General features: G+C 48.3%; 18 protein-coding genes. 7 read left to right on the top strand and 11 right to left on the bottom strand.

Annotated elements, in window-relative coordinates; translation table 11 throughout:
- Positions 1-11: 11 nt before the first annotated feature.
- The 3 genes from CIK04_RS23040 (at position 12) to pilW (ending at position 3924) form a co-directional block, all read left to right on the top strand.
- Positions 12-1916, top strand: a complete 1905-nt coding sequence (locus tag CIK04_RS23040) for a bifunctional UDP-sugar hydrolase/5'-nucleotidase (protein WP_097353008.1) — start codon at positions 12-14, stop codon at positions 1914-1916.
- Positions 1917-2075: 159 nt separating this feature from the next.
- Positions 2076-3017, top strand: coding sequence for a homoserine O-succinyltransferase (gene metA, locus CIK04_RS23035; protein ID WP_038963104.1), 942 nt, complete (start codon positions 2076-2078; stop codon positions 3015-3017).
- A gap of 172 nt (positions 3018-3189) precedes the next feature.
- Positions 3190-3924, top strand: a complete 735-nt coding sequence (gene pilW, locus CIK04_RS23030) for a type IV pilus biogenesis/stability protein PilW (RefSeq protein ID WP_097353007.1) — start codon at positions 3190-3192, stop codon at positions 3922-3924.
- Positions 3925-4015: 91 nt separating this feature from the next.
- On the opposite strand, the gene CIK04_RS23025 is transcribed toward pilW, so the two are convergent.
- Genes CIK04_RS23025 through CIK04_RS23015 form a run of 3 tightly spaced genes read right to left on the bottom strand, consistent with a single transcriptional unit; the run spans position 4016 to position 5894 of the window.
- Positions 4016-4231, bottom strand: a complete 216-nt coding sequence (locus CIK04_RS23025; protein WP_017422183.1) for a hypothetical protein — start codon at positions 4229-4231, stop codon at positions 4016-4018.
- 56 nt (positions 4232-4287) lie between these two features.
- The gene (gene rlmF, locus CIK04_RS23020; RefSeq protein WP_097353006.1) at positions 4288-5382 is read right to left on the bottom strand and encodes a 23S rRNA (adenine(1618)-N(6))-methyltransferase RlmF; all 1095 of its coding nucleotides are present in this window, start codon (positions 5380-5382) and stop codon (positions 4288-4290) included.
- Positions 5382-5894, bottom strand: a complete 513-nt coding sequence (locus tag CIK04_RS23015) for a YgjP-like metallopeptidase domain-containing protein (RefSeq protein ID WP_026050708.1) — start codon at positions 5892-5894, stop codon at positions 5382-5384. The genes rlmF and CIK04_RS23015 overlap by 1 nt, the downstream gene beginning before the upstream one ends.
- A 134-nt stretch (positions 5895-6028) precedes the next feature.
- On the opposite strand from CIK04_RS23015, the gene CIK04_RS23010 reads away from it, so the two are divergent.
- Positions 6029-6259: a glutaredoxin family protein gene (locus tag CIK04_RS23010; protein WP_011080612.1), complete on the top strand. Its 231-nt coding sequence runs from the start codon at positions 6029-6031 to the stop codon at positions 6257-6259.
- A 6-nt stretch (positions 6260-6265) separates the two neighbouring features.
- On the opposite strand, the gene CIK04_RS23005 is transcribed toward CIK04_RS23010, so the two are convergent.
- Positions 6266-7135 (bottom strand): LysR family transcriptional regulator, encoded by an 870-nt coding sequence (locus CIK04_RS23005; protein ID WP_097353005.1) that lies wholly within the window; start codon positions 7133-7135, stop codon positions 6266-6268.
- A 94-nt stretch (positions 7136-7229) separates the two neighbouring features.
- On the opposite strand from CIK04_RS23005, the gene CIK04_RS23000 reads away from it, so the two are divergent.
- The 3 genes from CIK04_RS23000 to CIK04_RS22990 all read left to right on the top strand — a co-directional run bounded on the left by CIK04_RS23000 (position 7230) and on the right by CIK04_RS22990 (position 9796).
- Complete coding sequence (locus CIK04_RS23000) at positions 7230-8438, top strand: MFS transporter (protein WP_097353004.1); 1209 nt, start codon at positions 7230-7232, stop codon at positions 8436-8438.
- A gap of 72 nt (positions 8439-8510) precedes the next feature.
- The gene (locus CIK04_RS22995) at positions 8511-9071 is read left to right on the top strand and encodes a DUF1415 domain-containing protein (protein ID WP_017422188.1); all 561 of its coding nucleotides are present in this window, start codon (positions 8511-8513) and stop codon (positions 9069-9071) included.
- A gap of 149 nt (positions 9072-9220) precedes the next feature.
- Positions 9221-9796 carry a nucleoside triphosphate pyrophosphohydrolase family protein gene (locus tag CIK04_RS22990; RefSeq protein WP_013571938.1) on the top strand — a complete coding sequence of 192 codons (576 nt, stop codon included), beginning with the start codon at positions 9221-9223 and terminating at the stop codon, positions 9794-9796.
- A gap of 105 nt (positions 9797-9901) precedes the next feature.
- Here the strand turns inward: CIK04_RS22990 and btuD are convergent, their stop codons facing one another.
- The 7 genes from btuD to CIK04_RS22955 all read right to left on the bottom strand — a co-directional run bounded on the left by btuD (position 9902) and on the right by CIK04_RS22955 (position 16844).
- Complete coding sequence (gene btuD, locus CIK04_RS22985) at positions 9902-10666, bottom strand: vitamin B12 ABC transporter ATP-binding protein BtuD (protein WP_097353003.1); 765 nt, start codon at positions 10664-10666, stop codon at positions 9902-9904.
- Complete coding sequence (btuC, locus tag CIK04_RS22980; protein ID WP_097353038.1) at positions 10656-11651, bottom strand: vitamin B12 ABC transporter permease BtuC; 996 nt, start codon at positions 11649-11651, stop codon at positions 10656-10658. The genes btuD and btuC overlap by 11 nt, the downstream gene beginning before the upstream one ends.
- A gap of 119 nt (positions 11652-11770) precedes the next feature.
- Positions 11771-12799, bottom strand: coding sequence for a succinylglutamate desuccinylase (locus CIK04_RS22975; RefSeq protein WP_017419954.1), 1029 nt, complete (start codon positions 12797-12799; stop codon positions 11771-11773).
- A gap of 242 nt (positions 12800-13041) precedes the next feature.
- Positions 13042-14841, bottom strand: coding sequence for a M3 family oligoendopeptidase (locus tag CIK04_RS22970; protein WP_097353002.1), 1800 nt, complete (start codon positions 14839-14841; stop codon positions 13042-13044).
- Between the two features lie 24 nt (positions 14842-14865).
- Complete coding sequence (cobC, locus tag CIK04_RS22965; RefSeq protein WP_097353001.1) at positions 14866-15504, bottom strand: alpha-ribazole phosphatase; 639 nt, start codon at positions 15502-15504, stop codon at positions 14866-14868.
- A 9-nt stretch (positions 15505-15513) separates the two neighbouring features.
- Positions 15514-16074, bottom strand: coding sequence for a bifunctional adenosylcobinamide kinase/adenosylcobinamide-phosphate guanylyltransferase (gene cobU / locus CIK04_RS22960; RefSeq protein WP_176463408.1), 561 nt, complete (start codon positions 16072-16074; stop codon positions 15514-15516).
- A gap of 2 nt (positions 16075-16076) precedes the next feature.
- Positions 16077-16844, bottom strand: coding sequence for an adenosylcobinamide-GDP ribazoletransferase (locus CIK04_RS22955; RefSeq protein ID WP_039469505.1), 768 nt, complete (start codon positions 16842-16844; stop codon positions 16077-16079).

Below are 16844 nucleotides of genomic sequence, written 5' to 3'. Positions count from 1 at the left end.
GTGATAATCAAATGAAAAAGACCCTTTTAACCAGTGCAATTGCGCTCTCCCTGACTTTTCCAGCCCTCGCCGCGAATGGCGATATCCATAACGTCACTATTCTCGGCACATCTGACCTTCACGGCCATTTTATGCCTTGGGACTACGCCGCGGACAAACTCAATATGAGCGGCAGCCTGAGCCAAATCGCCACCAAAGTAAAAGCGATTCGCCAAGAACAAAATAACGTCATTTTGGTCGACGCAGGTGACACCATTCAAGGCAACTTTGTCGAAACGTTTAAAGAAGAGCCGATCGATCCAATGATGCTCGGCTTTAATGAGATGAACTATGACGTTTGGGTATTAGGCAATCATGAGTTTGATTTTGGCTTGAACGTGCTTAATCGCTCTCTCACCCAATTCAAAGGCACCTCTCTGGCAGGTAACATTCAACGCCCTGATGGCAACCCTTTTTTGCCGGGTTACACCATAATCGAGCGTGGCGGGATCAAAATTGGCGTGATCGGAATGGACACGCCAATGACGCAAGTCTTCGCTGAAGGAACCAATCGTCTTGAAGGGATGACCTTCACCAACCCAACGCTGGAAGTGAAAAAAATCGTTAAGCAGATTGAGGGCAAAGTTGATGCGATTGTGCTTGTTGCTCACATGGGCCTAGACAATGAAAACGACATCGCAGACACCGGTGTCACCGACATTGCCAACGGTAACCCTGAGCTCGATGCCATTGTGGCCGGCCACATGCACACGCGCATTGATAAAGCCGTGGTCAATGGCGTCATCATCACCGAGCCCGACAAATATGGCCGCGCGCTGTCACGCATTGACTTGCAGTTTGAAGAACAAAATGGCCAATTCACCTTGATCAACAAAGACAGCTACACCTACAAGATCAAAGGCATCGATTCGGATGACAAAATGGAATCGCTCTACGAACCGTATCACAAGCGTCTGCGTGAAATGGCCAACCGCGAAGTAGCGCAGCTAACTGGCGTCAACTTAGTACCAGAAAACGACATTCGCGGTATCCCGCAAGTGCATATTCAAGACACAGGGATCAGCGCTCTTTTCCAAGAAGCAAGTTTTTTCTATGCACCTCAAGCCAACGTCATTGCACTGCAAATTGACAATGACAACGCCAAGCTGGACGTAGGCCCAATCAAAGCTAAAGACATCGCGTACAACTACCAATATGCAGGCGGTGAGATCACGGTTTACCAAATGACAGGCAAAGAGTTGAAACAGTACATGGAGTGGTCTGCTGGTTACTTCAATTCGGTGCAACCGGGGGATGTGACATACAGCTTCAATCCTGAAAGACGCGCCTCGAAGTACTCAACCAACGACTTCTTCGCGGGCGTCACCTACACCATCGACTTAACTCAGCCAGCAGGCCAGCGCATTACTGATCTCAAGTTTGCCGATGGCAAACCCGTGTTAGACGACAGCGAGATTCGCCTCGGCATGAACAGCTACCGTATGGGCCATTTGACCCAAAAAGGCGGAGTGTTAGAGGGCCAAACTTTCCCTGTTCTGTTTGATACCGAAGCAAAATATGGAGAGGAACAAGGCACCATCCGAAATCTCACCATCCGCTACCTCACCGAGCAGAAACAAGGACAATACGTTGGCCAACCGATGCAACGCTGGAAACTCTCTGCTTTGCAGGGGTTTGAGAAAGAAGGGGCGATCGTCAAACAGTTAATCAACGAAGGCAAAATCGATGTACCTGCCAGTGAAGATGGCCGCTACACCAACATTGCTTCAATAAATGTCAAAGCACTGGTGTTCACTAATCCACAGGCTAAAAACGAAGCCATTACTTCTCGCCTTGCTAAAATTGAGGAAGCAAATCCTGCTGAGAAACAACATCTTAAACGCGAGTTGATCCTCATCGAAGCCCTGAACCCATAAACCACGTCTGTGCACCTCTTAGTAGGTGCACATTTTTCTCTCGCAAAATTGTCACAATAAAATTTCCTTTCGCCCCCTTTTGCCTGTCGACATCACAAAAAAAATAGGATAGGTTTAGATGTATAGACGTCCAAAAGAGATTAGCTTAGGGAGAAAGCTGTGCCTATTCGTATTCCAGATCAATTACCAGCGGCAGATGTTTTGCGAACTGAAAACATCTTCGTCATGAGTGAAACTCGTGCCGCCAAGCAAGAAATTCGTCCGCTGAGGGTACTGATTCTCAATTTGATGCCGAAAAAAATTGAGACAGAAACTCAGTTTTTACGCCTGCTCTCTAACAGCCCTCTCCAGGTCAATGTCGAGCTGCTGCGTATTGACGATCGCCCGAGCAAAAACACCCCGACTGAACATCTCGACAATTTTTATCGTCAATTCGAGATGGTGAAAAACCGTAACTTTGATGGATTGATCATCACAGGTGCGCCGCTAGGCTTGGTGCAGTTTGAAGATGTGATTTATTGGGATCACCTCAAAACCATCATGGAATGGGCGAAATCACACGTTACCTCAACTCTGTATGTCTGTTGGGCTGCGCAAGCAGGCCTGAAATTGCTTTATAATTTGCCAAAGCAGACACGTAAAGAGAAGTTATCTGGGGTCTATCATCATCGTATTCACAAGCCTTATCACCCTATTTTACGTGGCTTTGATGATTCCTTTTTGGCCCCCCATTCTCGCTACGCCGATTTTTCGCCAGAGTATCTCGCAGAACACACCGATTTGGATATTCTCGCGACGTCTGACGATGCAGGCGTTTACCTAGCCACCACCAAAGATAAGCGCAACGTCTTTGTTACTGGCCATCCAGAATATGACCCGCACACGCTGCACAATGAATACATTCGCGATTTGGGTGAAGGCATGGAACCGGCGATTCCGGTTAACTACTACCCCAATGACAACCCAGATAATCCGCCAATTGCAAGCTGGCGTAGCCACGGACACCTGCTTTTCTCGAACTGGTTGAACTACTGCGTTTACCAACAAACGCCTTACGACCTCGATCATTTCAGCGAAGACGCGTTCACCAAAGACGAATAGCGCCACACGATATCAAACCTTTTTTACAACAGGTCGCCTTTGAGGCGGCCTGTTGTCGTTTATGCCCATTAATCGTTTATGCAAAGTGACTCGCATTGTCGATGTCGATTGATAGGCAATAGACCCCAAGGATTTATCATCTCTTCAGGCCACATTAAAAAGAACGAAAACGATGAAAAAACAAACTCTTCTTTTGCCGCAATTGGTAGCACTTACCCTTTTGACCGGGTGTGTCACAGTCACTGAAGGCCAAGCACAAAAAGATCCGGACCCAATTGGCATGGCAGAATCTCGCATTGCCTTGGGGCTTGGCTATCTCGAAAATGGCGCGATGATCAAAGCCCATGACAACTTACAACAAGCTCTGACACACGCTCCTGATTATTACCGAGCGCAGCTTTCCATGGCCCACTACTACGAGCGCGTCGGTGAAAACGGCAAAGCGGAAGATATTTATCAAAAATCGGCTCGTCAGAACCCCAAAAACGGCAACGTATTGAACAACTACGGCACGTTTTTATGCAAAAAGGGCGAGTATGACAAAGCAGATCGTTTGTTTAATCGTGCTATTGAGCAGCCATACTACTACTTGATTCCTGCCAGCTATGAAAACGCCGCTTTTTGTGCTCTTAAGGCGGGAGAAAATGTAAAAGCGCAAACCTATTTCACTCGTGCAATTGACTACGACCCACACCGCCCTAAATCCATTTTGAACCTAGCGAAGCTGGAAGTGGATGCAGGTAACTACACCCAAGCACGCCTACGCTTGATGCGCTTCCACCAAAGCTATGGGCTGCAAATCCCCTCGCTTAAACTGATGATCGATTTAGAAGACAAAGCAGGTAATGTGGCGTTGGTGAAAAAGTATCAGAGTGAATTGGACAAATTGACGGCCCGCCAAGGCTAACGAGTGCTGGCGTGTTAAATCAAAAGGCGCGACCAACAAAAACCTCTGCCCAAAAAGCAGAGGTTTTTTATGGTTTTACCGCCCGCATTACTTAACGTCTTGACGTTGAGTTGCGGATTTTGTAGCGATCTTTTCGGTGCGTATTGCGTAACTTACGCACCTTCGTTTTTCTCTTAATCGTCAGATATTCACGGTAAATAATCCGAATAAACGCAACTAAGCCAATGATGAGCAGAATGGTAAAAACGCTCAGGAAGCTTTCACACAACCAATCTGGCTGACAGGGTAGATAAATTTCAAAATCCATCGCATGCCCTCCTATTACGCAACCTATTCGTTTTTAACTCGGGATAATGGTCTCCATCACCCTCGCAGTTTGATCCACTCTCCTCTTTGTTGTTTGTCCATAAATGACCAAGCAACAAAGCGACTGACCTTTTGTCCTTGGCTCATTTCGACGACACGAATACTGCGTACACCTAATTTTTCCAACTGTTTACGTAGAGGTCTTACGTTGTCTTTCTTCGAAACGAGCGTACTGAACCACAAAACCTGATGGGCAAAACGCTCACTTTCGTTCGCCATGCGCTTCAAGAAGGAGGATTCTCCACCTTGGCACCACAACTCAGAATTTTGACCTCCGAAGTTAAGTATAGATTTGTTTTTCGAGATTTTTTGTGAACCAGCTTTTGCTGTTACACCTTTTTTCAAACGGTTGGCGGCGAGGTTGTCTAATTTTCGTTGTGTGCCAAACGCCGCTTCCTGCGCCGAAGCGTGAAATGGCGGGTTGCATGTCGTCACATGAAAGTAGTCTGTGGGGCCAATAATGCCTTGGAAAATATGCTGAGACTGGTCTTGCAATTTGAGATCAAGCTGCCCCTGCAGTACAGGATTAGAGTCGGCAATACGCTGCGCGGACTCAATCGATTTAGGGTCAACATCACTACCGGTGTAAGACCAACGATAGTCACAAATCGCAATAATGGGATAGATGGCGTTTGCACCAACACCGATGTCCAACGCCTGAACTTTCTCATGAGGAAATTTACCTTTCACCTCTCCTTCCAAGAGCTCCGCTAGACGATGGATGTAATCCGCACGTCCTGGGATTGGTGGGCACAAGTAGCCTGCTGGGATGTCCCAATCTGCCACTTGATAGTAAGCACTGAGCAGCGCTTTATTGAGCATTTTTACCGCAGTTGAATCTGAAAAAGAGATACTCGCCTCCCCTTTAGGATTTTTGATCACAAAAGGAGCAAGCGATGGCAGCGCCTGCGTTAACTTAGCAAAATCGTAACGCCCTTGATGTTTGTTGCGCGAATGCAGCCCAGCACGCGTGACTTTGACAAAATCACAACTCGATTCAGACATATTGAGATCACGACTTTTTTTCGTGCGCGGTTTTGGGGCTCGTTTCGCAGGCTCTAATGGTTTGGCTGATTTTCGTTTGTTCGTCATTATTTTTTTGCTTCCTGAGCTTTTAAATCGAGGTAAATCATAAACAGACGAGCATCCAGCTCCAGTTGGTGATAGTCCGGCTCCATGTAGCAGCAAAGAGAGTAAAAAGCTTTATCATGCTCTTTCTCTTTAATGTGCGCCAGTTCGTGCACAACCAACATGCGCAGCAAAGGCTCCGGCGCCTCTTTAAATACGTTGGCAATGCGAATCTCATTTTTCGATTTTAGTTTTCCGCCGTGGTTGCGAGACACGACACTGTGCAAGCCGAGCGCATTGTTAATCAGATGAATTTTTCCGTCGTACACCACTTTACTGATGGGGCCCGTTTTCTTCATAAACTGGTTTTTGATCTGCATCGCGTAGTCAAACAACGCTTTTTCACTGCGAATGTCGTGACGTGCTGGGTAGCGTTTATCAAACCAAGGAATTAAACGTTGCGACTCAATCAATTGGGCCACTTGCTGCACGATATGCTGCGGGTAACCCTGAATGTAGCGAAGTGACGGATGCATCATGGAATCGGACCTGATCATTTTTCAAAGCGCGCTAGTTTACCTGACTCCGCCCCTTGATTCATCGCTTTTTCTTTTCGTCCGCAGCGAAATTGGCTACACTTGCGCCCCTTTTCATTACATGGCAAGACAAGATGAAACGTGTCGTTCTCTACATCAAAGACAAATGTCCACACTGCAAAGATGCGCAGCGCTATCTGGATAGCAAAGGCATTCAATACCGCTTGTGTAATGCCAAGATGCATCGCGGCCGTAAAGAGCTCGACGCGATTGGTGCGCGCTCTGTGCCAGTACTTAAAATCGGTGACCGCTTGATGATTGGTTGGAACCCGAAGAACTTTGAACGCATGTATGGCGATAAGTGATCACAGCTAAACATACTGCTTTATAAATTCGATAAAGGTGCGATCCGCCACCGACAGATAGCCGCCACGTCGCCAAGCCAGCGCTAGGTTGAGGGTGACGGGCGGAGAAAATGGCACGCCGACCACGCCACTCTCATTCTCGGTCACCAGTTGAAGCAATGCCGTAATGGCAAACTCTCGCTTTACGATCTTCAAAATCAATGGCAATAGATTGGTTTCAAAAGAATACTGCATTTCAATGCCATGCTGGTGGCTAAAATGATCGAGAAAATCGCGGTGGAAATAACCCGATTTGAACATTACCAGTTCATGTTGAAAGAATTCTTCAAAGGTGAGTGATGCTCGTTGCGATAACGGATGCTCGCTGCCGACAACCGCCATCATCTGGCTAGAGAATAGGTGGTCGATTTCTAAATCGTCCGGTACGTCGTTTTCCGTGATCACACCAATGTCCAAATCCCCATCAAGCAGCATCTTACGAATCGACTGCGTCCCCGCTTCAATCAGTGTCAGTTTGAGGTTGGGATAATGGCTTTTAAAGGCCATTAAAATTTCTGGAAAGAAATAGCTGCCCATCATGCTTGGCGCACCGAGGCGCACCTCACCTTTCTCAAGCCCCTTCAGTTCATTCATCGCCAACTCCGCATCATGCAGTTGCTGTACGACTCGTTTGGCATGCTCATACAAGGTTTGCCCTTCCGTTGTCAGTGCGATCTGTTTGTCATCACGTTTAAATAGAGTCACACCGAGGCTTTGTTCGAGCTTTTTGATTGAGACACTCAAGGCAGGCTGCGCGATATGCAGAGACTGAGCTGCACGAGTGAAATTTTTCTCTTCGGCCACCGCCAAAAATTGTTTGAGTTGTTTCGATTCCATCTAGATCAAAAATATATCGTCATCATATTTTTAATATATTTTGTTTATCACGATGTGACTGATACTGTGCTCACAAATCAGTAGGAGAATTAAGATGTACGAACTCGGCAGCTCTCAGTATCGCCATGTCACCATTGCCTTGGCACTCGGTTCGTTTTTAGTTTTCTGTAATCTTTACCTCTTTCAACCCATGCTGCCCAAATTGGCCTTGGAATACGCGGTATCGGAAACACAGGTAAACTGGGTCTTTGCCGCCACCACGCTGGGCTTATCCCTCAGCCTTGTTCCTATGGCGGTGTTGTCTGAAAAAATTGGCCGACGCACGGTCATGCTGGCGGGTTTGTTCGCCATTCCACTGTGCAGTGCCGCGCTGCTGCTTAACGACTCTTTCTTGTTTATCGTCATTTGCCGCGCCCTGCTTGGAGTGGCGTTGGCGGCCTTTGCCGCCGTTGCAGTGGCGTACATGGCGGAAGAGCTTCATCCAAAGGCGTTTAGCCATGCCATTGGCGGCTATATTGCGGCCAATTCACTTGGCGGTATTAGCGGACGAATCAGTGGCGGTTTGATGTCCGACTGGTTTGGTACCACGGTCGCGATTGAGGTGATGCTGGTCTTCACGCTACTGGGCGTGATTGCGGTGAGCTTTTTGCTGCCCAAGCAGAAACATTTCTCCCCCAGTACTCACAGCTTATGGCAACACAATCAGACCATCGTCCAGCACCTGCGTCACACTCGAGTTTGGTTGGCGATGGTGATCGGCGGACTCAATTTTGCCCTTTTCGTTAACCTCTACTCCGTGATGGGATTTCGCCTGGTGGCAGAGCCGCATGGCCTACCCGTTGGCCTCGCATCATTGATTTTTTTGTGTTACCTCGGCGGTACCATCAGCTCCAAATACACTGGCAAATGGAATCAATATTTTCATCCGGTCAGCGGCATGTTACTTGGCGCGGCGATCAGTTTGTTTGGCATGCTAATCACTTCGATTGAACATTTAGCCGCCATGTTTATCGGTTTAGTGCTGATTTCCTTCGGCGCTTTTTTCACGCACACTTTGGCGTATGGATGGGTTGGACAAAAAGCCACTCACGCGAAAGCAACGGCAACCGCGATGTATCTGGTGCACTACTATGTGGGCGGTAGCGTTGGCGGGTTTTTCTTGCTCTATTGCTGGCAACATTGGCAATGGAATGGCGTGATCATCGCGGCGTTGAGTATGTATGTGTTGCTGTTTGCGGTGATACTGCAACTGAAAAAGCCCAAGTACGCGTGCATAGAAGAGAGCTTGGTCAAGCATCCTTGAGTCGTCAAAGGGGATAGGATTGAACCCCACGAGTGGTTATACTGCCCCCTCAACACGCAATAGAATACGACCATGACTCAAAGCTCAACACAACAAACCATTCATCAAGAAGTGAACCAATGGCTCAACGATGTGGTGATTGGTTTAAATCTCTGCCCATTCGCCGCCAAACCGCAGCGCAATCAGCAAATCAAAATCCACGTCAGTGAGGCCGACAACGAAGAGTTGTTGCTGCAAGATATTCTTAGCTTGCTGATGGAGCTCGATCAAACGGAGCCCAGTGAGTTAGAAACCACGCTGGTTGTTATCCCTAACATGCTCAGCGATTTTTGGGATTACAATCTTTTCATCGATTGGGTGGAAGCCTTGATCAAACAACAAGATTGGGAAGGCGTTTTCCAAGTGGCCACCTTCCATCCGGACTACTGTTTTGGTGGTGCCGAGCCAGAAGACGACGAAAACCTCACCAATCGCTCACCTTATCCGATTTTTCATCTCATTCGAGAAGAAAGCATGGAAAAGGTGCTGCGCCACTATCCAGATCCTGAATCGATCCCAGATACCAACATCGCTCGTGTTTCAGCGCTCAATGAAGAAGAGCGTAAAAAGCTGTTCCCTTATCTTTTTCGCTAAACAGCATAGGGCAAAGAGCATCAACCAAACCTGAGGCGGCGACCATGCGCACTGTGCCACAAGTGCCGCTGCTTCAATTGGCAAGGGGATAGAGCTTACCTCTAGGCTCTGGTATCATTCGCCCTTACGTAAAACTATTGGAAAAACACATGCAATTGTCTCAACTTACCCAAGACATTTTTGATCACCTGTACCGTGACATCACTGAGTTCCGTAGCACGTTTGATTTACCGGTGGCTGCACCTGAAAGCCTAGATGAAAAAGCGGACACGCTACACACTTCTTTGATCATCGAAGAGATGACGGAGTTGGCGGAAGCGGATAGCAAAACAGAACAAGCAGATGCGATTGTTGATTCGGTCTACGTGCTTATGGGTCGCCTAGTCCACCTTGGAGCGGCAAACGTTGAAGACAATCTTGCTATCAGCTACTTGATTGATCTGCTGCTGAACGTCGCAAAAAACCGTGGCATCGACTTTATTCCATGCTGGGATGAAGTGCACTCAAGTAACATGAGCAAAGTGTGTCGCAATGAACAAGAATATGCCGACACTGAGAAGTTCTATGCAGAGCAAGGTGTTAAGCTGATGGCGGTGCAAAAAGGTGATTACCTGATTGCCAAATGTGCCGAAGATTTTGAAGGCGAAGGCAAAACGATTCGTGCTGGTAAGGTATTGAAATCGGTTTACTACCGCCCTGCAGACTTAGTTCCGCTGACTCAGTAAGCCATCTGTTCTCAGTTGGCCATCCGTTTTTAGCAAACCAACCGTTTGATGAAGCTAGCCCGCCTAAGTGCGGGCTTCTTTTTAGTGGTGCGTTTTGTTGCAATGCTAAGTGAAAATCAAATACGGCTGCCCATCAACGGCCACTTTTTTCACTGGCGTTTCAAATACCTGCTGTAGATTTTCCACACTCATCACTTCTTCTGCAGAGCCATACGCAGCGAGCACACCTTGGTTGAGCAGCAACACTTTGTCGGCGTGCTGATAGACTCGGTTGAGATCATGATTGGCCACCAAGACCACCAAGCCTTGCGCAGCCATCTCATCGATAAGCTGATACAACCACTTCGCTTGGGCCACATCCAGTGGCGCGGCAGGCTCATCCAAGATCAGCAGTTGCGAGTAAGGATTTAACGAGCGCCACACTTGCAAGCACACCGCTGCCAGACGCACGCGTTGCCATTCACCACCCGAGAGTGCCTGCACGCTACGATGCAACTTGTCTTGCAACTGCACCAACTCCACCACTCTACGCACAGCTGCTTGAACCTCTAGCTCAGCCACATGCCTTCCTGTCGGTAACGAGAGCGCCAACATTTGAAACACATCGACATTAAACGCCGGTCTCGATTGCTGGCAAAGGTAAGCCCGATAAATCGCTTGTTCCGCTAAAGGCAACGTGAGTAAAGAGGTCTCGTTGATCAACACTTCCCCCTTGGCGCCTTCACGCGAGCTCAGCGTACCTGCAATCGCTGACAATAGAGTACTTTTTCCAGAACCATTTGGGCCCGCCACATACACTTTTTCACCTGCAGCACATTGAAAAGACAGGGGTAAAAGCCGATTGCCGACACTAATATGATTAATGTGCATCGTGGCTCCTTATCAGCATCCAGATAAAGATGGGTGCGCCAATGGTGGTGGTCATCACCCCCAGCGGCAGCTCTGCCGAATCCAATAAGGTTCTTGCCCAAATGTCAGAAAAAACCAATAACGTCGCCCCGGCAAACGCCGACATCGGCAACAAGAATCGGTTTTCTGAGCCAAACGCCATGCGCAGCAAATGAGGCACGACTAAACCAACAAAGCTGATAATACCGCCAAGAGCCACCGCGCAGCCGATCAAGATGGAGACCGCCAAAATCAGCCGCCAACGTACCTTGTGCACATCAACGCCCAGTTGCGCGGCGTGCGTTTCACCCAGCATCAGTTTGTCCAACGTTTGCCCTTGCAGACAAAGCCAAACCAAGACCGGAAGCAATACAAGTGTCACCAGATGATGGTGCCAACTTGCCCCACCAATGCTCCCCATTAACCAATACATCAGTTGACGCAAGCTGAGATCATCACTGAAATAAAAGGCCCAAGTGACAAACGCACCCGATAAAATACCGAGTGCCACCCCCACAAGGAGCATTCTCGAGGTCGACAAGTGCATTGCTCTTGCCATCCCCACCAAAATCAACGTAAAGACCAAGGCACCAATGATCGCTGCCAGCATAAACACCATTGGCGTCGGCATCACGGGTAATAAAAAGAGCGCAATCACCATCGCCAAACTGGCCCCGCCGGAGATGCCTAACACACCAGGTTCAGCAAGCACATTGCCAAGTAAGACTTGTAATGTCGCCCCCGAGACCGCTAATGCCGCGCCGATCACCATTGCCGCCACCAGTCGCGGCAGACGCAGATCAACCAACAGCTTATGTTCAAAACTGCTCAAGGAAGAAAACGGAGAAAGAAAGACTTCCCCCACCATCAAATAGAGTGCAGAGAGAATCAAAAGTACAGCCACCATCACTAATAAGGTGGCTCGCCATCGCTTCTCTTTGTGGGCTATCAGTTGGTGCAGTTCCATGGGCAATGATTCAATTCGCTCGCTAAACAAAAGGCTTAACTCTAACGTTAAGCCTTTCAAAAATAAACCGTTAAACGCTTGCCACAACTGAACTTTCGCAAGAGGACAGCGGAAAATGATTAATCGTAAACCAGTTGGTCATCTTCAAAACGAGTTTTGACTTTGCAGACCATCAAGGCCGCACGCTGGCCAATAGTGACTTTACGATTGGGAAAAACAATCGCTTCATTGTCGTTCTTCGCCATCAACGGCTTATCGCCATCATGACCAAACACTTCACCGTGCATAAATGAGGTAAAGTTCTCCACGCTATCATCAAAGCGGAAATCAAAATCCTCATGTAAGCGCACGATAGTGCGGCTCACTCGGTAGGTAATCGCTGGCTTTGGCAAATGCTCTGGGGTCACTTCTGCGATTAAATCACGCATGGTCAAATCCAACGCCGTAAAGCGCTCTAACTCATTCTCACCAATGCGTGCAACTCGGCCTAATTCCATCGTCAGCGCTTGAGCAGAATAGTATTCTGCACTAAACCAACTAAACGTGCTGGATGGTGAGTTAGAGAGCAGCAACGCTTCGACATGGCTGTGGTTGACAAAATCCACCAACGCTTTAGAGCGAGTCGGATGACGCGTTTTCGGACTGATCGCGAACGAGTAGTGCTTCGACGCTCGTATCGCACAATGCAAATCTAAGTGCCAACGGCTCTCTACCGGCGTGTTATCGAAAAATGCTTTCACCAATAACTTCAGTTGATCGGCAATCACCAACTCTTTGCTTGGCTGATGCTCTTTTTCATCAAACAGACGATTGAGGTTTTCTTCAATAAAACGCGTATGCGCATTGGTCGCTTCTGGATGAGCAATGATAAATAGACAACGCGCTTGCACATCTTGAAAGCCCGTTTCGATATCGTGAACAATCTTGTCAATCAGTTCCATCGGTGCAGTTTCATCACCGTGGATCCCTGACGATAAAATGATATTTTTCGTTTCCGCGCTGTTGTTTGCCGGAATGACTTCTAACACACCACGCTGATGCAGCTGCAATCTTACCCCATTGCTTAACGTCGTCGCTTTCGCCGCGACAGATTGCTGCATATTTAGGGTGTCTGACAAAAACGATTGGCGAAAGAGAGAATTCGTCATGCGTTACTCCTTAATTGCACGGCGGTATGTTAATAAAATGTTCACAACATTTATGTTGCTAGGATCTCACTTATCAAGAGAAATCGAAGTTTTCACCGCAAAAAGCCAAGAATTGCGTTCATTCCGGACGATTTGCAGATTGAGACCGTCATCACCGAACACTTTTTAAACAATAACAGTATGTTAGGGAGTGAACTCTACCACATCCCTAACCCTTTCCGTTATAACAAGATCACGGAATTTTATTTTCCGATCTGCACTAATAGTTGTTCAAATTCATCCACTTTTTCACGGATACGCTCGATGCTCTGTTGCCAGAAATCCGCTTGCGTCAGATCCATTTGCAGATGCTGCGCGACCACATCTTCCGCCATCATTGCCCCTGTATCTCGCAGCAAAGCGACGTAATCACGATAGAATGACTCTCCCTTTGCCGCGCGCTGAGCGTAGATGCCTTTCGAGAAAAGGTAACCAAACAAATAGGGGTAGTTGTAGAAACTGATTTCTGAAATCGAGAAATGAAGTTTGCTGGCCCAGAAATAGGGGTCGGATTCTGACATTGAATCGCCGTACCAGGCTTGCCAGGTTTCACTCATCAACTGGCAAATATCATCCGCCGACAGTTCACCGCTGGCACGACGCTCATAGAACGCTTTTTCAAATTCGTAACGCACAGGAATGTTGATGGTGAGCGCGTAAGCAGAAGAGAGCTCTTCCCACAACATTTCCAATTTCTCTTCAGCGGTGGCAGCTTGTGCAATCAAATAATCCTGAACAATGTTTTCCGCAAAAATAGACGCGGTTTCTGCCAGTGTCATTGGGTAACGCGTTTGGCAAAGGGGCATGTCTTTCATCACCCAGTTGTGGAACGCGTGCCCGAGTTCATGGGCCAAAGTCAGCAGATCCGAACGGCTGCCCGACCAAGTCATAAACACCAGCGGTGTACGGGTGGCTGCTAGTTTAGTGCAATACGCACCGAGGCGTTTGTTTTCCGAAGGCGCGGCATCAATCCAGCCATTTTCCACCATGAGGTCAACAAAGCTTGCCATTTCTGGGTTGACTTGTGCAAACGCATTGCGGATTACCTCAATCGCTTCATCAAAGCCATACACTTTGGCTTCGCCGTCAAACGCCGGCATTGCAGCCAAGTGATTCCAAGGCTTCATCGCCTCTAAGCCGTGCACTCGCGCCATTAGCTTCCCAGCTTTCTGGCCAACCGAGCGACTGTCCTTTGCCACGGAGATCATGGTTTCTAAGGTTTGTGCCTCAATACGACTCTCGTAGAGGCTCGGCTCTAAGAAGTGGATCTTGCGTTGGTGCGAGCGCTTTTGATATTCGGTTAAACGCCAGCCAGAAAGTGCATTCAAAATTGCCGCAAAGGTTTCACGGTGTGTCGACATCGCGTTTTGAATCCCCCGCCACGCAGGTTCTTGACGAGAGAATTCTGCCCCATAAAGCAAGCTGGCGGCTTGAGAAAATCCAAGCGTTTCTTGTTTACCGTCTTCGGTATCTAGGGAGATTTTTAAGGTGCCAGTTAGGTTGTCGTAGAGACGGCCCCAACCATCGCGCCCGTCCACTTGCATCGCAGAAAGCAGTTGTTCCTCAGACACACTCAAGCTTTGATCCGCCAGCTTACGCAGCTGAGCAATGGAAAATACCTGACCAGCTACATCGGGATTATTGCTCTCTAAAACGTCGGCGATGAAATCGTCATCTGCGTGCATTAGCGCCAGTTGGTATGGGCTAAATGCCTGTTCCATTTCAGAACTTAGCTTGGCCATGCGTCCAACCAAAGCTTTGGCTTGAGGATGAGTCACATCCACCGAGGTATAACAGTTGGCAAAGGTGTAAACCGTCGAAAGTAAACGCCCTGCGGCTTCTCGGGTGACGATGGCATTTTGCATCACGCTCACCACTTCACGCTGTGACGCTTGTGTATTGAGCAGTTTGATGCACTGCTCGATCAGTTCGATATCTTGTTCGATACGAACATCGTTTAAATCTGCATAGGCAATAGAAAGATCCCAGCTTGGCGCGGTCATTCTGTGTTCCTTATGAATCTGTGACTAATCGACTGGATGATTCGTCTGTTCTTCCCTGATAGAGAGAGGCATCCCGATCATTTTGACTGTCGGAAACTGCGTTTGGTCACTATCGGTAAAAATCGTTATGTGTGTCAGACTTGCGTTCTCAATGGCCAAGGTTTGATACCAGTGAGGGCGTTGCCAGTCTACACCCAAAAGGTGAGCTAAGATAAGTCGAATTACACCACCATGAGTGATGATTAACACTTTGCGATGTTCTGTGCTGATGATTTGCGACCAGCACTGCACTACCCTTTGCTGAAATTCCGCCAATGTCTCGCCCTTTGGCAAAGAGGCATTGGCAGGGTCTTGCCAAAAGGCGTTGAGGAGCGGCCACGGATAGTCTTGAGTAGCAAAAGGCACTCCGTCTAACAGACCAAAGTCCATCTCTTGTAAGTCTGCTTGCAATCGAATTGGCCAATCGTGCTGTTGACCAAGCAGCTCAGCCAACTCATGGCATCTCGAGAGAGGCGAGCTCACGATGAGTTCAACATCATCATGCTGAGCGAACAACGCTTCGGCAATCGCTTGCTGACGAGCCGCCGGTACCTTGGCATCGGTTCGACCAAATAAACCCGCGTCCGCTGCTGTTTTGCCATGACGCAGTAAGATCACTTCCATCGTTTTTCCCTATTGATGACCACTCGATTTCAATACAAGGGGTAACCCCGCCGCGATAAGAGTGACGTTGTCACACTCCTGGGCAAGTGACTGATTCATACGACCTGCATTGTCAACAAATAGACGGCTAATTTGCCCTAAAGGCACCACGCCTAACCCCACTTCATTAGAGACCAAAATGATCTGTGCCGGGCTTTCTTTCACAACGGATGCCAACTGGGCAACCTTTTGCTCCAGTTTTTCATTGCTCGCATGCTCACCAAACTCAAACAGCCAGTTATTGAGCCACACCGTTAAACAATCCACCAGCACCACATCGTCAGCACCAAACTGCGAGAGCCGCTCTGCTAAGTACAGCGGCGCCTCATGTTCACACCAACCTTGTCCACGTTGCTGTTGGTGATGGTGAATTCGCTCTGCCATTTCTTGGTCAAAAGGCACCGCCGTGGCGACGTAGTGGCATTTGGCATCATGTTGTTGAGAGCGTTGCCGCGCAAGCTGTTCAGCAAAACGAGATTTACCCGAGCGCGCCCCACCCAACACCAGCACTTTATTGGTTGAACAACTCATCATCACTGCACCACCGCAATCAGAACCAAATAGATGCCTAGTTCCATCAATTGTTGAGCCCCACCTAAGCAATCTCCGGTAAAGCCGCCCAAACGCGCTAGCAGCCAACGTTTAAATGCCCAGCGAAAGAGGATCGCAAATAAAATCAATAGTAAACCGACACCCAGCCCTAAGCTGATCGCCGCTAATACCCCCGTTAGGATCAGTATCACCAGCTCCGTGGAGGATTGCGCATTCGCCAATGGCTTGCTTTTGCTGGTATCGCTGTCAGAGACATAGGGCATGTCGTAAATCAGTGTGGCGGCAACAGCTCGGCTCAAGGTGTAGGCGACAACAATCATCAAGCCAAAGTCGGGTTGACGTGCCAACGTGGTGAGAAAAACGAACTTACCAATCAGCGCCATGGTCAATGTGGCGCTGCCATAGGTTCCGATGCGGCTGTCCTTCATGATGGTGAGGCGTTTGTCGAGCGTCATCCCCCCACCAATGCCATCCGCCATGTCAGTGAGTCCATCTTCATGGAAGGCGCCTGTCAGCAGTAAGCTAAACGCCATCATCAGGACAATCGCCACCTGATAAGGGAAAAACAGCGATGCAAACGCATAAATCAGTACGCACAGTAAGCCAAGCAATGTACCGACTAAAGCAAAGTAACGCCCAGCCTGATTCATTCTTTCATCACTATACGGTGTTGATTTGGGCACGGGCAGGCGGCTAAAAAAGCTCACCGCCAAACAAAACAATTGATACTGATACTGCCAGGTTTTCAT

It is taken from the genome of Vibrio sp. 03_296 (assembly GCF_002265885.1).
The sequence above is the reverse complement of the archived record's forward strand: the minus strand, read 5'-3'. Positions and strand labels throughout refer to the sequence as shown.

Excerpts from the sequence above, each read along its gene's own strand:
- CIK04_RS23040 (WP_097353008.1), top strand. The coding sequence starts at position 12 with ATGAAAAAGACCCTTTTAACCAGTGCAATTGCGCTCTCCCTGACTTTT.
- pilW (WP_097353007.1), top strand. The coding sequence starts at position 3,190 with ATGAAAAAACAAACTCTTCTTTTGCCGCAATTGGTAGCACTTACCCTT.
- CIK04_RS23025 (WP_017422183.1), bottom strand. The coding sequence starts at position 4,231 with ATGGATTTTGAAATTTATCTACCCTGTCAGCCAGATTGGTTGTGTGAA.
- rlmF (WP_097353006.1), bottom strand. The coding sequence starts at position 5,382 with ATGACGAACAAACGAAAATCAGCCAAACCATTAGAGCCTGCGAAACGA.
- CIK04_RS23015 (WP_026050708.1), bottom strand. The coding sequence starts at position 5,894 with ATGCATCCGTCACTTCGCTACATTCAGGGTTACCCGCAGCATATCGTG.
- CIK04_RS23010 (WP_011080612.1), top strand. The coding sequence starts at position 6,029 with ATGAAACGTGTCGTTCTCTACATCAAAGACAAATGTCCACACTGCAAA.
- CIK04_RS23005 (WP_097353005.1), bottom strand. The coding sequence starts at position 7,135 with ATGGAATCGAAACAACTCAAACAATTTTTGGCGGTGGCCGAAGAGAAA.
- CIK04_RS23000 (WP_097353004.1), top strand. The coding sequence starts at position 7,230 with ATGTACGAACTCGGCAGCTCTCAGTATCGCCATGTCACCATTGCCTTG.
- CIK04_RS22995 (WP_017422188.1), top strand. The coding sequence starts at position 8,511 with ATGACTCAAAGCTCAACACAACAAACCATTCATCAAGAAGTGAACCAA.
- CIK04_RS22990 (WP_013571938.1), top strand. The coding sequence starts at position 9,221 with ATGCAATTGTCTCAACTTACCCAAGACATTTTTGATCACCTGTACCGT.
- btuD (WP_097353003.1), bottom strand. The coding sequence starts at position 10,666 with ATGCACATTAATCATATTAGTGTCGGCAATCGGCTTTTACCCCTGTCT.
- btuC (WP_097353038.1), bottom strand. The coding sequence starts at position 11,651 with ATGGAACTGCACCAACTGATAGCCCACAAAGAGAAGCGATGGCGAGCC.
- CIK04_RS22975 (WP_017419954.1), bottom strand. The coding sequence starts at position 12,799 with ATGACGAATTCTCTCTTTCGCCAATCGTTTTTGTCAGACACCCTAAAT.
- CIK04_RS22970 (WP_097353002.1), bottom strand. The coding sequence starts at position 14,841 with ATGACCGCGCCAAGCTGGGATCTTTCTATTGCCTATGCAGATTTAAAC.
- cobC (WP_097353001.1), bottom strand. The coding sequence starts at position 15,504 with ATGGAAGTGATCTTACTGCGTCATGGCAAAACAGCAGCGGACGCGGGT.
- cobU (WP_176463408.1), bottom strand. The coding sequence starts at position 16,074 with ATGAGTTGTTCAACCAATAAAGTGCTGGTGTTGGGTGGGGCGCGCTCG.
- CIK04_RS22955 (WP_039469505.1), bottom strand. The coding sequence starts at position 16,844 with ATGAAAACCTGGCAGTATCAGTATCAATTGTTTTGTTTGGCGGTGAGC.